Origin of the sequence: Sphaerothrix gracilis Ecp01 (genome assembly GCF_030405905.1) — a bacterium.
GTDB lineage: Bacteria > Cyanobacteriota > Cyanobacteriia > Phormidesmidales > Phormidesmidaceae > Sphaerothrix > Sphaerothrix gracilis.
Window position 1 is genome coordinate 79705 of record NZ_JASATW010000015.1, and the last position, 14200, is coordinate 93904.

The following is a 14200-nucleotide window of genomic DNA, read 5'->3' on the forward strand; positions in this document are numbered from 1 at the left end:
CATTAAAACGCGCCATCCTCACCCTACCGCTTCAGAAAGCTACTTAGAGAAACTGATTTACCTGAGCCTGATAAGCAGCATTGTTCATGCCCGCCGTTGCCGTAGGAACGGCTTCCTCGTTCAGCCACTCATTCAGGTACTCTACCCGGTTGGAAGGGTTGGGGTGTGTGCTGAGAAACTCCGGTGGTGAACCGCCCTCAGTTAGCTTTTGCATAAAGTCACGGATACCCCGCTGGTCGTAGCCCGCTTGACCCATCATGTCAAAGCCACGGCGATCGGCATCTCGCTCGGCGGAACGGCTGTTAGGTCGATTCAGGGCTAGCTCCACACCGATATTGACCAGCAAATCTTGATTGGCTCCGAGCGCCCCCAAAATTCCCCGCTGAATAGCCACCTGCTTCATCTGCTCAATGGAATGTCGCCCGGTAATATGACCAATTTCATGGGCCATCACCCCTACCAGTTCGGCTTCGTTAGCCGCCTCCCGGATCAGCCCTTCTTGAATGTACACCTGACCGCCCAGGGTAGCGAAAGCATTGACGCCCTCATCTCGAACGACCTGGAAGTTATAGGGTAGATCGGGGCGATCGCTGTGGGGCACGAGGCTAGCGCCAATTGCATCAATGTAGTTATCAACGGCTGAATCATCTGAGTAAACCCGCAAGCCTTGACGCTTAAGCTGAGAATCAATCTGGCGACCAATTGTGACCTCTTGGCGGTCAGACATATTGGCCAGCTGAATATACTGAATTCCGTTGAAGATTAAATCCAGCCAGCCTGCCTGACTTGCTTGTGGCGTTGCAAGTGTGGCAGTACAGGCCATGACTGTTGCCATCAGACCGTAGAGCCAGCGGCGACCAATACGTTTTTTTACTTGAGCTAGAAAAGTCCGTTGCATGATTCTTGGCAGCGTCGGTGACAAAAGTTGACGGGCGAGTGTTTCAAATAATACCCGCTGTAGATCTTGACGCGGGTTTGCTAGGTTAAGTTGCGAATCCCTGTGCTTAAATACTAACTGCTACATATTTTCTTCGACACTGATTTTATCTTTCCCGGATAAACCGGGTGGAGCGTGTTTACTATGGCTATCTTGGATTCTAAGGGCCGCTTGTTTGGCAAGGTCAGTCTGCTGGATATTGGGGCTGCCTTAATCATCCTGATGGTGATTGTAGGCATTTTCTTCTTTCCGGGAACCTCTGGCTCGGTGGCTCAGGTGGGAGTTGAGACGAAGCCGGTAGAGGTGGATGTCATGGTGCGCGGGCTAACGGCCTCTAACCCAGACGAGCTGTTTGAAACCCTATCAACGGCTGAAAAGACTAGTATTATTATTCGCAATCAGCCCTATGGTGAAGTTGCCATTAAAGACATAGAGCGCCTACCGCGAAGCACAGCCGTTCCGCAGCCCGATGGTACAGTTGAAGCCTTTCCCGATCCGCGCCCAGAGCTGAACTACACCATTGACATGCTCATTACCTTAGTTGGCGATGCACAGATCACCGAGAGCGGTCCGGTCTTAGGCAATAACAAGGTCAAAATTGGCACCCAGATTGAGCTAGAAGGTGAGCTTTACGACTTTTATACCAGCGTCGTGGGCGTACGGATTTTAGAGGAGCCAGTTGGCGAGTAGGTATAGCTCACCGCTATCTTAGGTGTACTGCTCGGCCCGGTTCAACGCGACGACAATCACAATTAGCCACAGTAGGCCTATGACAAATCCAGCTACGATATCGCTGGGCCAGTGAGCACCTAGCTCCAGGCGGGCGCTGCTGACCAGTGTGGCCCAGGCTAAGAAAGTCACTAAAAAGATCAGGCGCTCTAGCCAGTTGCGAGCTGCTCGTAACAGCAGATAGGCCATGAAGCCATAGACGGCAAAAACAATAGTGGTGTGCCCTGAGGGAAACGAGTGTAGGCTGGGCGAGGCAATACCGCCAGCAATTAAAGTGGGCCGACCGCGATTCCACAGACCCCAGCCAATCCAGACTAAAGCAAACTGTAGGACATAGGCGGCAGCAGCGCTAACAGCAATCAGGGGACGCGATCGCCAGACGGCGATTGAAATAAAGGCAATCATCAGCGGCAGCATAATTAGCAGGTTACCCGGTGACTCCCAGGTAATACTGCGGGCAAAAGTCAGCGGCAGGCGGTTGGTCAAAACCGTCAGCATTCGCTCATCCCAAGGTTGCAGCCAAGAATTGCTAGCGGCCTGTGCAAACCGAGTGATGCCATAGCTCACTAAAGCCGCAATGCCCAAGCCAGCTAAGATCGTCTGCCACCAAACAGTCCAGGCTTTAGCCGGGATGGCCCGACAGTCGTAGCGAAAGCGTCGCCATGTCTTCCAAATAACATCTAAAGTAAACCAGCCTGTAGCGCTTCTGGGCATTATCGGTAACTTACTGCGTGATCTCGCCTCATAGTATCGGTTTGCCCCGTTTTAGGAAAGCTTAGTTATCTGGGGTCACTAGGGTGAAAAGCTGGCGGTTGGATCGAGGCCGGAGGTCAACCCGAAATAGGGCGCTGAAAACATCAGCAACGTCCTGCTGTACCTGGCCAATCTGAATCTGAGGCAAGAACTCTGAGAGACTACCTACCGGGCGATCGCTGATCCCACAGGGCACAATGCGCTGAAAGCCGCTCAGATCCGGGTTCACGTTCAAAGCAAAGCCATGCATGGTAATCCAGCGGCTTACCTTGATGCCAATAGCCGCCACTTTGCGGCCCTCCACCCAAACACCTGTCAGCCCGGCAATGCGATCGCCTACCAGTCCGTAGCGGGCAATGACGCGGATCACGAGTTCTTCTAGCTGTCGTAGATACCAGTGCAAATCCTGCTGATAGTAGCGCAGATTGAGAATGGGATAGCCTACAAGCTGCCCCGGACAATGGTAGGTCACTTCTCCGCCCCGTTCAGTGCGGTGAACCTCATAGGGAGCGATCGCCGGATCAAACTTCAGAAAACTTGAGGTAGCTCCTCGACCCAGCGTATAGACCGGCGGATGTTCTGCTAGCAGAAAAGCATCTGCTAGGGTCGTATCCTGTCGGCGCTGCGCCACTAGCTGCTGCTGCCAGAACCGGGCAGTCTGGTAGGGGACTAGTCCCAGGGAATACAGCTCGCAAGAGCGTTTATAAACCTGATTTGATAAATTCATCAAAAGCCAGATATCCCTATTTACTCTGACAAACGATAGAAAGGGAAGCGGGAAATCGCTTAATTTGTAGCCAATTTATCGCTTTCACAAGTCAAGAATCGTCACGCCATGCAAAGGATCTTAAAGGAGACTGTTGTCCAAAATACAAGGTGCTAGGGTGAAAACATAAGCCGAATGAATAGGGAGGCTTGTTTATGAAACTTGTTATCCAGGGCAAGAATATTGAGGTCACCGATGCTATCCGTGAATACGTTCAGCAAAAAATCGAGAAAGCCGTCAATCATTTTCAATCGCTGACAAATGAGGTTGACGTGCATTTATCAGTGGCCCGCAACCCTCGGATAAATCCTCGCCAATCTGCTGAGGTGACAATCTATGTCAATGGTGCAGTTGTTAGGGCTGAAGAGAGCAGTGAAAATCTCTATGCCAGCATTGACCTAGTTGCCAACAAAATTACGCGCCAGCTACGCAAATATAAGGAAAAAAGACAGGGCAAGAGCCATTTGCCCGTGAAGCCTAATGATGTGCTGGTGTCAAGAACTGACGATGCCACCACAGACGTATCTGAAGTACTCCACAATCGGATGCCTCAGCTCCCCAATGAGGTGGTTCGCTCTAAGTATTTTGCCATGCCGCCCATGACGGTAGAAACTGCTTTAGAACAGCTAGAACTGGTCGATCATGATTTCTATATGTTCCACAATGTTGAAACTGACGAAATCAACGTGATCTATGAACGCAATCATGGCGGCTACGGTCTACTGCAGCCACGGCGTGAAAATGGTCACACCAACAACAGTCAAAACGGCCACTATCAGGCTTCAGCGGAGAAAGCCGTGCGCGTCTCGGCTCACTAGGGCAGGCGATCGCCCCTTTGCGAGCTATCTAAACCCCATGAGATAGCTCGCTACTCACCATAGAGCGTTACCTGCAGCGTTCGCTGGCGCGGCTTAATATCGCACTCTAAATGGAAGATTTGCTGCCAGGTGCCTAGGACTAGCTTTCCTGCTTGAACAGGAACGGTTAGCGAAGGCCCCATCCAGGTCGCTTGCAGGTGGGAATGGCCGTTGCCATCGTGCCAGGTCTGCTCATGACCATACTCCTGACTGGGCGGAATCAGCCGATTTAGGAGATCGGGCAAATCTTTTTGTAGACCTGGCTCAAACTCAATTGTGCCAATTGTGGCCGTACTGCCAATATTGAATACATTGACAAGACCCTGCGCTATCCCAGACTGGGCCACGATTTGACTTACCTGACGGGTGATATCGTGCATGTCGCCATGCCCAGTGGTGGAAAGCTGAATTTGTTTTTGTAAGACGCTCATGGAAAATCAATCGACGGCCTGGTTAAAACCGCTTACGGGCTGCTGAATTTGTCTATGTCCTTAACAAAAAGTCAGTTTCTAAACGGAGGCCTGCAGCAGCGGATCTAGCTTGCCTTGGCGATCGAGAGTATGCAAATCATCACAGCCACCAATATGTTTGTCGTTGATGAAAATTTGCGGTAGGGAGCGGCGACCATTGGCCCGCTCGGCCATTTCATGGCGGGCGGCTTCATCACCGTCAATGCAGTATTCGGTGTAGTCTACCCCTTTGCGATCGAGCAGAGCTTTAGCTCGGATGCAGAAAGGGCAGGTGCTCCAGGTATAAATCTCGACGTTGGTTGCCATAGTTTTCCTAAAATGCCGTGATTCTTGAATTGTAAAGACTTATTGCCATTTTTGCGGCTTTTCTTGAACCCTTTGGGCCATAACTATCTAGGTTTTTCGCAGTCTAGACCGACAGATCCACGGTTTCTACCACAAAAGTCTCGTCGTCGAAGGTAACGCGATCGCCAGGATAGAGCTTACGCCCCCGCCGCAGTTCTGGCTCGCCGTTGACGCTAATTTCACCGCTGCGAATTAGCAGCTTGGCCTCACCGCCGGACTGCACAATTTGCTGCAGTTTTAGGAACTGGTCGAGCTTAATATACTCTTGGGGAATATCCACAGAAAATTTTTACCTCTCAGTCCAAATATCAAAGCTAAACTCTAGGAAACATCGGCATTGTAAGAAAGGTTGGCGCTTTTCTTAAGAACAATCCTTATGCAACCATCTGATTCTGCTTTAGTTCGAGAGCTTTATCGTAAGTCTGCTCGCCTGAGACAGTTTAAAGCCTCGTTAGACCGCTCTGTGCAGTCTATGTTAGATCGCTGCGAGTGGAGCATTATTCCAGCTGAAGGGCAGGGAGGGCTGCCCCTATTAGCGATTCGCCTGCAGGAGCGCATTAACCTGCATGATCCCTTTTTAGTCAACTTGGCGGAGCAGGCCGAGCGCTATTACGGCCCCATTGATTTTGCGCTATTCACCTGGGAAACCGCCGATCCGCTGCGGGTTCTCAGCAAAACGCTGCTAGATACTAAATGGCGACGCCATAATTCCTAAGCAGCTCGGCGCTCCTAAAAATGCCCAAAAATGCTAAGAATATGCCCAACTTTTATTGTCTCAGCAGCTAAAAACTAGACTGAAGCTATCTCCGCACCGTAACTTTGCCGAGGGAGAATGGCTATGTTTCTTAAGCATTCGCATACAGGTAATCTAGTTGAAGTTTTGACGCTGCCGGATCTTTGGGATCCCTGCCGCACTCAGGTAACGGGTCGTTTCCATGCTGGAGAGGAACTGCAAGAACCTGAGTCGTTTGCCAAAGCTGATCTACAGTTTCCTTCTGAGGAAGTGCTGCCCCGCTGCTGGACGGATCCCGACTACCGGGAACATCTGCCCGCGCAGACGGAAAAGGCTGCGATCGCCGCAAACTAAGAACTTTAACTGACTTAACGAGCATGGAGGGATTCGAACCCCCGACCCTCAGAACCGGAATCTGATGCTCTATCCTACTGAGCTACATGCCCTCATTCTTTTGGATTGTAGCACTGGATGGCGGTGGCTGGGGTAGGATTTATGAACTGCCCCTATCCTTGAACCCGTATGCCTGCTGCTGAAACCAATCCCAATTCGGCCCAGCTTGATCAAACCGCCGAGACGTTAGACCAGGAAGCGAGCCAAAGCGGCCTTAGCGCCGATCAGTACAGGCGTAAAATGCAGCGCCGCAAAGAGGTGCAGGATCAGCGCCTAGCAGAACGCAGCCAGCAAAAGGGCTTGATTATTGTCCATACGGGTAATGGCAAAGGCAAGACGACGGCGGCTTTAGGGATAGTGCTGCGATCGCTGGGGCATGGCTTCAAAGTCGCTATTGTTCAATTTATTAAAGGTGGCTGGGAACCGGCGGAAAAGGCTGTCTTAGGTCAGTGGTCTGAGCAGCTTGACTTTCACGCGATGGGTGAGGGATTTACCTGGGAAACTCAAGATCGCGATCGCGATACGCAGCTAGCCCAGGCCGCTTGGGAAAAAGCGCTGTCCTACATCCAAAATCCTGACTATACAACCGTCCTGCTAGATGAAGTCAATATTGCGCTGAAGCTGGGCTATCTCAGCGTCGAACAGGTCTTAGCGGGACTAGAGCAAAAGCCCGCTGGCTCACACGTAATCCTGACCGGGCGGGGAGCGCCCCCAGAGCTGATCGAGCGCGCCGATCTGGTGACTGAGATGACCCTGGTGAAGCATCCTTTTAAGGAGCAGGGGGTAAAGGCGCAGGCAGGAATTGAGTATTAAAGCGGTTTATTTGACCAGCGGGCTGCCGTGGTGATGCACCATGTACCAGCGATCGGCCATGCGCTCAAAAATATTAGTCGCCATTGACTGGGCCTCAATCCGGCGACCGCTACTAATTTGCAGGACATTTTCAATCAGCACCACGTAGGCAAAGTCACCGCTAACTTCCACAGAAATGATCTCGGTATCAACTTCAATGTAGTGAGTATGTTTGAAGATTTGCTCCCAAGTGTCGCGGATACTCATCCACCCCTTGAGAGCATCACGGCCAGGATGAATACAAAGGCTTCCAATTCCCTGCGACCAGACCGCTTCCATCGCTTCTAGGTTTTTCTTTTCAAAAGCACGATAGAAAGCATCATTGGCGATCAGAACGGACTCGCGCTCGTTTGTCATCACTAACTCCACCAAGAGGGCAATAGGGTCTGTAGGCTTGAGATTCTCATCGGCAAAGGCTACAGGCTTTTTCTCTATCTTAGAAACTGCACGTTTTTTAGTAGGGCACTTCTAGGCTAAGCTACTTTAAGCTTTCCCGTTTTGGCTTGATGCTTGCCTGTAATAAGGAGTTCTATGCTGCAGATTGAAGGGCTGTGTAAGGCTTACGGCGATCGCCCGCTGCTGCAAACGCTCAACCTTCAGATTGCCGCCGGAGAGATTTATGGCCTTTTGGGTCCCAACGGTGCGGGCAAGACTACTACGATCAACCTGATTTGCGGTCTGTTACAAGCCGATGCGGGTAAAATTTCTCTCCAAGGCCAACCCATTTCTGCCAGGACCAAGGGCCTGATTGGGGTAGTGCCGCAGGAAAACTTACTCTATCGCAGCCTCACCTGTGCTGAGAATTTAGCCTTTTTTGCCCGCATTTACGGCCTGTCGCCAGCCGCCCAACGCCAGCAGGTACGAGCCTGTCTGCAGGCTGTCAATCTCAGCGATCGCGCCCACAGTCCGGTAGACTCTCTGAGCGGCGGGATGCAGCGGCGTCTGAGTTTAGCCGTAGCGCTAGTGCATCAGCCCCAGCTAGTGATTCTAGACGAGCCAACTACCGGACTCGATATTGAAGCTCGTTACGAGGTGTGGCAGCTGATTCGCACTCTGCAGCGCCAAGGCATGACCCTTTTGCTCACGACCCATCTACTGGAAGAGGCAGAGCGGCTGTGTCAGCGTATTGGCATTCTTAAGCAGGGAAAGCTATTAGCTGAAGGTACTCTGCCTCAGCTCCGCCAGCGCATTCCAGCCAAAGAAATTGTCATTCTCGAAACTTCAGACGAGGCAGCGGCAATTCAGCGGGGGAAACAGCACGGTTTCCAGCCCCGCCGCTATGGCTCAGATCTCGCTTTTTGGATGCCTGAGGTGTTAGATTTGCGAGCAATTCTAGACTGCTTTGCGGATCTGCCGATTGATTCGGTCGCGCGGCAGCCCGTCAAGCTAGAGCATATTTACGTCGAGGTGACGCGAGATAGACAGCCGCGATCGCCCCGCGTCCCTAGGCCACCCTCTACCCTGATAGGATCTAATTAAGCCCGACGCTTTTATAAAGGCATAAAGACATGCTGAGGCTAGCCACCGCCCTCATCTTGGCCCTCTGGATTAGCGCGATCGCGGTGATCGCCGCCCAAAACGGTACGCCGGTTTCCTTAAAGTTCATTGCCTTTCGCTCAGTTGAGCTACCGCTGGGAATCGCGCTGGCTTTCTGCGTAGCCGCTGGACTAATTGCGACTGCGCTGCTGTTGAGCCTGTTTGAGCGTTCGGCGCGGTAGCCTTTTCCCTGTATAATTTGTCGCACACTGCGCGATTATCTTCTCAATATGACTCACTCCGTAACGCCCATCGACTGGAATAGCCTAGCTGATTTATCTCTAGCGGGAGAAGTTCTGAGTCGAGAGCAGGCCCGATCTGTCCTGCAGGCTCCCGATACGGAGCTGTTGGCGCAGCTAGCCGCTGTCTATCGAGTCCGCCATCACTACTGGCAAAATCGGGTTCGGCTCCACTTTTTGCTGAATGCTCAGAGTGGTCTTTGCCCGGAGGACTGCCACTATTGCTCCCAATCCAAAATCTCGGCAGCGGCGATTGAAAAGTATCCCCTGCTGGCCCAGGAAAAAATCCTGGCGGCGGCGGCGCGGGCCGATCAGCTCAAAGCCGGGACTTTTTGCTTTGTGATTTCCGGGCGATCGCCTTCTGAATCAGTTTTTCAGCGGGTACTGGCAGCGGTACGGACAGTCAAGTCGCAGTACGATCTCAAAGTCTGTGCCTGTCTGGGCTTACTGGATGAAACGCAGACGCAGCAGCTAGCCGAGGCTGGCGTTGACCGGGTTAACCACAACCTCAACACGTCAGAAAAGTTTCATAGTAATATCTGCACCACCCATACCTTTAGCGATCGCGTTGATACGCTCAAAGCCGTTCAGTCTGCTGGCATCACGACCTGTTCCGGCGGCATTTTAGGTCTGGGCGAGTCGGACGACGACGTAATTGATTTAGCGTTGTCCCTGCGAGCGCTCAAGGTTACCAGCGTTCCCGTCAATTTTTTGATCCCCATTGCTGGGACGCCGCTGGCCGAGCAAAATCAGCTTAATCCCCGGCGCTGTTTACGAATTCTCTGCCTCTATCGCCTGCTGCTACCCACGCAGGAAATTCGCATCGCCGGGGGGCGGGAAGTGCATCTGCGATCGCTGCAGCCGTTAGGACTCTACGCCGCTAACTCTATCTTCATTGGCGATTATTTAACCACGCCGGGACAAGCCACCCAGCGGGACTTTGAGATGATTCAAGACGCAGGCTTTGTACTTGAAACTGCCGATGGCTCGCCGCTGACGGCAACCCTGGAGCAACTTCCTCAGCTAGCTATCTCTCAAGCTACTTAAACCACTAAAAGCACATCAAAACTTCAATCCACTGAGCCTACGTATTGACAAAACTTGTCACGATCTGAGGGATTGCAACGCATAATAGTGATTACAGTTGACCTTTAAAGACTGTGTAGAGGGCAACATATCTATAGAAAATTCCGTTGGTTGATACGAGTAATCTCATGAGTAATTCCACCCGTCGCATTTTCATTGGTGATGTCCACGGACATTACGACGGGCTGATGAGGCTACTAGATGCGATCGCGTTAGAAGATATAGATCAGCTTTATTTTGTTGGAGATTTGATCGATCGCGGTCCAAAGAGCGCGCAGGTGGTTAAATTTGTGCGAGATCATGCGGATGGCTGCGTCCTAGGTAATCACGAACAGCTGCTGCTAGATGCCTTTCCCAAAGGAAAAACCCATGTGCCGGCACTGCAGGGCTGGCTCTATAGCGGCGGCCACAGTACCTTATCTAGCTACGGGGCCAGTATTGATCGGCTGCTAGAGGACGTACAGTGGATTCGATCGCTGCCCCTGTTTATTGATCTTGAAAATCTTTGGCTGGTTCATGCCGGGGTTAATCCAAACCTGGCACTTTCTCAGCAGACCTACCATGAGCTGTGCTGGATTCGCGACACCTTCCACACCAGCGCTAATCCCTACTTTGCAGATAAGCTCATCATTACGGGGCACACCATTACTTTTACCCTACCCCAGGTAGAACCCGGCCAGTTAGCTCAAGGCCAAGGCTGGATTGATATTGATACAGGAGCCTATCATCCTAGAAGCGGCTGGCTGACAGGCGTTGACTTTGACAACGAGTGGGTTTATCAGATGAACGTGTTCGATCACGTCCTACGTAAACGTCGCCTTTCGGAAGCGACCACTTTGATCCAGCCCAGCAAAGTTAAGCTTCGCTCTCGCCCCGTCATTCGGTAATTTCTAGGCTTTGGCACTGACACAGCTAAAATAGGGCATTAAGTAGGGTGCCGTTAGCGCAGCGTAACGCACCGGATTCAATGGTTTCAGTCTGTTGATGATTTGCACCATTTTAGGGGTGTCACGCCACTACTTATCTAGGCCAAAACAGTTTTACCTGCTAAATAATCTCGTAGCTGCTCAGCATGATCATGAGACAGTTCCTGCAGCAGTATCTGCTGCGGATTGAAGACAGCTACTTCTAAAACTTCGGCTGGATCAGCCGCCGTGGGCTGCCCGGTGACATGGGCTTCTAAGGCAACACAAACCGAATGAAAGCGGGGATCGCGCTGCGGCTTGGAGTAAATGCCGACTAAACGACCCGCTCGCAACAGCTCTAACCCGGTTTCCTCAGCTAGTTCGCGCCGCGCCGCCGTCAGCACATCCTCGCCCCAGTCCACGATTCCACCCGGCAGTCCCCACAAGCCGCTGTCACTGCGCCGAATCAACACAATCTCTCCCGTTGGCAGCACCGGAATCACGCTCGTTCCTAGAATGGGTCTTCTTAAGATCAGGCCAAGTAAAACGCGAACAGGACGCCAAATCAGGCTCATAAAAGCTTGCTTATGTAGAGAGAGCTGCTAAATCTTCAAGCACCTCAGCCGCATGAGGTTCTGGCTTGACTTTGCGGTAAATCTTTTCGATCCTACCATCTGGGCCAATGATGAAGGTGCTGCGGCTGATCCCCATATATTCGTTGCCCATAAATTTTTTCAAACCGTAGCAGCCATAGGCGCTGGCCACCTGTCCGCCCTGATCGGTCAGCAGCGGAAAGGGCAGTCCGTACTTAGTCGCAAATTTTGTATGAGACTTGGCATCATCTGTGCTAACTCCCAAGACAACGGCAGAGCGATCTTCGTACTGAGGATAAACATCACGAAAGCCACAGGCTTCTTTGGTACAGCCAGAGGTGTTGTCGCGCGGATAAAAATACAGGACGACGCGCTGCCCTGAGAAGTTAGCTAGGCTGATTAGGTTGCCGTCAGCATCAGGCAGAGTGAAGCCTGGAGCATAATCACCGGGATTGAGAGTCATCGTTGGTTCCAGCTCAGAGAATTGAGTCAGGCAAGCTTAGAGATCTTGCATCTTATAGTAAAAAGGATGGCGCCAGTTAGCTAGAGTCTCTGGACCTAACAAAAATCTCGCTGCAGGGTAATGCTAAACGCTAATGACGACTTTATCGAAAGCCGCTCACTCAGATTATGGGCGGATAGCAGGTTTTCCCAAAAATTCTACGTAGGGCCGAAAGACAGGGACCAGTTCTGACCGACTGGTCACTAAAGTTGGAAAAGCGCGATCGCGGTAGTTGATCCCAGCCCGTAGCGGGAAGATTGGCTCTGGTTCTAAGGCTATCCACTGGCCGCCTGCCGCCTGCACAATTGCCCAAACGGCTGCAATGTCCCAAATTTTCGGCGTTGCTTCCACCCCGCCCAAGCTGATCCCCGCGGCAATCGTGAGCAGATTGTAGGTGGCTACGCCCAACATGCGGATTTTGCAGGGAAACGCCTGCTTCAGTACGTCCGTGCTGCGGGCGCAGAGACTAAAAAATTGATTGCCAGCGGGTTCCGCATTGCTTACCTGAATGGGTTGATGGTTGAGAAATGCGCCTGTTGGGCCGGTTAACCCTGAATCGCCGTACCAAAAACCGTGGAAAGACTGCTGTAGGGGGGGGAGATGGACATAGCCAAAAACGGGTGTGCCCTGGTAGAGCAGTCCTAGAGAGATGCCCCATAGCGGCACGCCGCGAGTGAAGTTGGTAGTCCCATCAATTGGATCGATAATCCAGCACCAGTCTGTTTCTGGAAAGACGTGGGCGACTTCTTCACTGAGGACGCCGTGTTCAGGATAAGCCTGGGCGATCGCTTCTCTCAATGCCCCATCAGCCCACCGATCAGACTGCGTGACTAAGCTGCCATCGGCTTTTTCTACAGCCTGTGCTTGCCCAAAGTCGGCTAACAGCTGCTGTCCTACCTTTGCCGTCGTCGCTGCTGAAAACTCAACGATCCCCTGCCAAAAATCTCCCATCTCGCGCCTACTCTAGCTCTCCTTCTAAAACAGCGGCGATCGCCTTGCTCGATCGCATCCGAAACTCCTGCACGTTCACCTGACTCAGCAGGCTAAAGGCCAGCAGCATTCCCACGAGCTCACAAAAAAAGACCAGCGCAAACGCCAGAAAAGTTTGGCTGAAAACCTGGCGTCCAATATCTAAAAGCGCGCCGCCGATTAGGGTAGCGCTGGCCTGGGCTAATGCCTGCGCTAAGCCCCAGGCGCCCACAAAGGTGCCCGCCGTCTCGGCTGCTGTCAGGTCGAGCATGAGGCTGACGGCCCCGTTGGTGAGGATGCCGGAGGCTAGGCCAAACAGCATGACGGCACTTTTAAGCAAAACCTGATCCTGAGTTAGCCCTGACAAAATTACCAGCCCGAAGCAGAAAGAAGTTAGCAGACAGCCAATCTGGGCTGTGCGCTGCTTACCCAATCGCGGCACAATCAAAAAGCCTGAGATCCCCATGCCCACCAAAATGCCGTAACCCCAAAACTGGTTGAGTCCAGCGCTTTCACCAATACTCATGCGAAAAACTTCGCGGGCGTAAGGCTCTAAGACGGGCTGTTGCAAAAACAGACTAATGGTCATCACCAGCAAAAAGCCGAAAAAGATTCCAGTTTGGCGCGAAGCCAAGAGAATTTGCAGGGCGCGTCTTAGAGTAATTTGATCTTCGCGATCGCGCAGAGAAGACCGAGACGTATAGCGAGAATACTTTTGCTCAATGCCAAATGTTGCCGCGATCCCCAGGCAGCAAACCGCGATGGGAAAGATGATGAAAAGACGGTTAATGGCGCTCTGCAATTCGCCAGGGGCAATACCCTCCAGCATGGTCTGCCCCACCACTGCGCCGATAACGATCCCCACCATCAGCATGGCCCAAACGATCCCCACTAGCTTAGAGCGATTGTCCTCATCAGAGACATCTACTAGCAGCGCGGTAAACGGGGTTGAACTGGCGCTAATACACAGACCATATAAAGCAAACATCAAAGCTAGAAGTCCCACCCAGCCGTAGGTTTGAGCGCTCCAGCCCAGCACTGCGCTAGCCCCTAGCTGCCACACTACCTGCACGGCTAAAAAGAGGCAAAATGCCTGTAGGATTAACCCCAGCCAGATATACCCCGTCCGGTGATGGCCGCCAATAGGCCGCGCATCGGAGAGCTGACCAAACCAAATTCTGGCCGGGGCAATAAACTGATACATGGCGATCGCGCCTGCTGCCAAGGTTCCAGGAATTTTCAGCTCAGAGATCATCACCTGGTTGAGGATGCCTAGGGTCAGCAAAGACAGCAAGCCTAGCCCCATTTGAAACAGGCCCAACCGGAACATGGTGAATAAATTGATTGGCGGCGGTGTTTGAGAGCGCGGTAATTCCTGAGAAATCATCTTCAGAATTTTTGATATAGAGACTGAGCTAAATCAAACTGTGTAGCTTGGCATGTGATTTCCTCAGCCTAGCCTGAATTGAGGAGCGTACTCGCCTAAGAAGGAACCAGATAGGCCCATTTTTATGACTGAAACTGCTCAAATTTAG

At 52.0% G+C, this 14200-nt stretch carries 20 protein-coding genes and 1 tRNA gene; 9 read left to right on the forward strand and 12 right to left on the reverse strand.

The genetic code is table 11. The annotated features are described in order from the left end of the window. Positions 1 to 43: 43 nt before the first annotated feature. Positions 44 to 898 carry a M48 family metallopeptidase gene (locus QJQ48_RS17285; RefSeq protein ID WP_346292493.1) on the reverse strand — a complete coding sequence of 285 codons (855 nt, stop codon included), beginning with the start codon at positions 896 to 898 and terminating at the stop codon, positions 44 to 46. A gap of 183 nt (positions 899 to 1081) precedes the next feature. On the opposite strand from QJQ48_RS17285, the gene QJQ48_RS17290 reads away from it, so the two are divergent. After that, positions 1082 to 1627, forward strand: coding sequence for a DUF4330 domain-containing protein (locus QJQ48_RS17290; protein ID WP_346292494.1), 546 nt, complete (start codon positions 1082 to 1084; stop codon positions 1625 to 1627). Positions 1628 to 1645: 18 nt separating this feature from the next. On the opposite strand, the gene QJQ48_RS17295 is transcribed toward QJQ48_RS17290, so the two are convergent. Then, entirely contained in the window at positions 1646 to 2380 is a 735-nt protein-coding gene (locus QJQ48_RS17295; protein WP_346292495.1) for a phosphatase PAP2 family protein, read from the reverse strand. Between the two features lie 61 nt (positions 2381 to 2441). Further along, the gene (gene lipB, locus QJQ48_RS17300; protein WP_346292496.1) at positions 2442 to 3146 is read right to left on the reverse strand and encodes a lipoyl(octanoyl) transferase LipB; all 705 of its coding nucleotides are present in this window, start codon (positions 3144 to 3146) and stop codon (positions 2442 to 2444) included. Between the two features lie 194 nt (positions 3147 to 3340). Between lipB and hpf the strand changes: the two genes are divergently transcribed. Further along, positions 3341 to 4003 carry a ribosome hibernation-promoting factor, HPF/YfiA family gene (gene hpf, locus QJQ48_RS17305; protein WP_346292497.1) on the forward strand — a complete coding sequence of 221 codons (663 nt, stop codon included), beginning with the start codon at positions 3341 to 3343 and terminating at the stop codon, positions 4001 to 4003. Positions 4004 to 4053: 50 nt separating this feature from the next. Here the strand turns inward: hpf and QJQ48_RS17310 are convergent, their stop codons facing one another. The 3 genes from QJQ48_RS17310 to QJQ48_RS17320 all read right to left on the reverse strand — a co-directional run bounded on the left by QJQ48_RS17310 (position 4054) and on the right by QJQ48_RS17320 (position 5137). Further along, complete coding sequence (locus QJQ48_RS17310) at positions 4054 to 4473, reverse strand: secondary thiamine-phosphate synthase enzyme YjbQ (RefSeq protein ID WP_346292498.1); 420 nt, start codon at positions 4471 to 4473, stop codon at positions 4054 to 4056. Between the two features lie 78 nt (positions 4474 to 4551). Beyond that, on the reverse strand, positions 4552 to 4818 hold the full coding sequence (gene grxC, locus QJQ48_RS17315; RefSeq protein ID WP_346292499.1) for a glutaredoxin 3: 267 nt from the start codon (positions 4816 to 4818) through the stop codon (positions 4552 to 4554). 103 nt (positions 4819 to 4921) lie between these two features. Then, complete coding sequence (locus tag QJQ48_RS17320; protein WP_428843061.1) at positions 4922 to 5137, reverse strand: RNA-binding S4 domain-containing protein; 216 nt, start codon at positions 5135 to 5137, stop codon at positions 4922 to 4924. A gap of 96 nt (positions 5138 to 5233) precedes the next feature. On the opposite strand from QJQ48_RS17320, the gene QJQ48_RS17325 reads away from it, so the two are divergent. Further along, complete coding sequence (locus QJQ48_RS17325; RefSeq protein WP_346292500.1) at positions 5234 to 5572, forward strand: hypothetical protein; 339 nt, start codon at positions 5234 to 5236, stop codon at positions 5570 to 5572. Positions 5573 to 5695: 123 nt separating this feature from the next. After that, a complete protein-coding gene (locus QJQ48_RS17330; protein WP_346292501.1) occupies positions 5696 to 5944 on the forward strand; it encodes an acetyltransferase in 249 nt (82 codons plus the stop codon). An 18-nt stretch (positions 5945 to 5962) separates the two neighbouring features. Here the strand turns inward: QJQ48_RS17330 and QJQ48_RS17335 are convergent. Continuing rightward, positions 5963 to 6036 (reverse strand) — tRNA-Arg (locus QJQ48_RS17335). 76 nt (positions 6037 to 6112) lie between these two features. Here QJQ48_RS17335 and cobO point away from each other — a divergent pair. Further along, positions 6113 to 6796, forward strand: a complete 684-nt coding sequence (cobO, locus tag QJQ48_RS17340; RefSeq protein WP_346292502.1) for a cob(I)yrinic acid a,c-diamide adenosyltransferase — start codon at positions 6113 to 6115, stop codon at positions 6794 to 6796. Positions 6797 to 6802: 6 nt separating this feature from the next. On the opposite strand, the gene QJQ48_RS17345 is transcribed toward cobO, so the two are convergent. Next, positions 6803 to 7192, reverse strand: a complete 390-nt coding sequence (locus QJQ48_RS17345; RefSeq protein WP_346292503.1) for a nuclear transport factor 2 family protein — start codon at positions 7190 to 7192, stop codon at positions 6803 to 6805. 174 nt (positions 7193 to 7366) lie between these two features. Here QJQ48_RS17345 and QJQ48_RS17350 point away from each other — a divergent pair, with 174 nt between their 5' ends. The 4 genes from QJQ48_RS17350 (at position 7367) to QJQ48_RS17365 (ending at position 10583) form a co-directional block, all read left to right on the forward strand. Then, positions 7367 to 8314 carry an ABC transporter ATP-binding protein gene (locus tag QJQ48_RS17350; RefSeq protein ID WP_346292504.1) on the forward strand — a complete coding sequence of 316 codons (948 nt, stop codon included), beginning with the start codon at positions 7367 to 7369 and terminating at the stop codon, positions 8312 to 8314. A 29-nt stretch (positions 8315 to 8343) separates the two neighbouring features. Continuing rightward, on the forward strand, positions 8344 to 8553 hold the full coding sequence (locus QJQ48_RS17355; protein WP_346292505.1) for a lipopolysaccharide assembly protein LapA domain-containing protein: 210 nt from the start codon (positions 8344 to 8346) through the stop codon (positions 8551 to 8553). 48 nt (positions 8554 to 8601) lie between these two features. Further along, on the forward strand, positions 8602 to 9657 hold the full coding sequence (bioB, locus tag QJQ48_RS17360) for a biotin synthase BioB (protein WP_346292506.1): 1056 nt from the start codon (positions 8602 to 8604) through the stop codon (positions 9655 to 9657). 167 nt (positions 9658 to 9824) lie between these two features. Further along, a complete protein-coding gene (locus QJQ48_RS17365) occupies positions 9825 to 10583 on the forward strand; it encodes a metallophosphoesterase (RefSeq protein WP_346292507.1) in 759 nt (252 codons plus the stop codon). Positions 10584 to 10720: 137 nt separating this feature from the next. Here QJQ48_RS17365 and QJQ48_RS17370 read toward each other — a convergent pair whose 3' ends face one another. From QJQ48_RS17370 to QJQ48_RS17385, 4 genes are all read right to left on the reverse strand, one after another. Then, positions 10721 to 11176 (reverse strand): NUDIX hydrolase, encoded by a 456-nt coding sequence (locus tag QJQ48_RS17370; RefSeq protein WP_346292508.1) that lies wholly within the window; start codon positions 11174 to 11176, stop codon positions 10721 to 10723. A gap of 10 nt (positions 11177 to 11186) precedes the next feature. Next, on the reverse strand, positions 11187 to 11657 hold the full coding sequence (bcp, locus tag QJQ48_RS17375; RefSeq protein WP_346292509.1) for a thioredoxin-dependent thiol peroxidase: 471 nt from the start codon (positions 11655 to 11657) through the stop codon (positions 11187 to 11189). A 165-nt stretch (positions 11658 to 11822) separates the two neighbouring features. Further along, positions 11823 to 12647, reverse strand: coding sequence for an inositol monophosphatase family protein (locus QJQ48_RS17380; RefSeq protein ID WP_346292510.1), 825 nt, complete (start codon positions 12645 to 12647; stop codon positions 11823 to 11825). 7 nt (positions 12648 to 12654) lie between these two features. Then, complete coding sequence (locus QJQ48_RS17385) at positions 12655 to 14052, reverse strand: BCD family MFS transporter (RefSeq protein WP_346292511.1); 1398 nt, start codon at positions 14050 to 14052, stop codon at positions 12655 to 12657. Positions 14053 to 14200 lie beyond the last annotated feature (148 nt).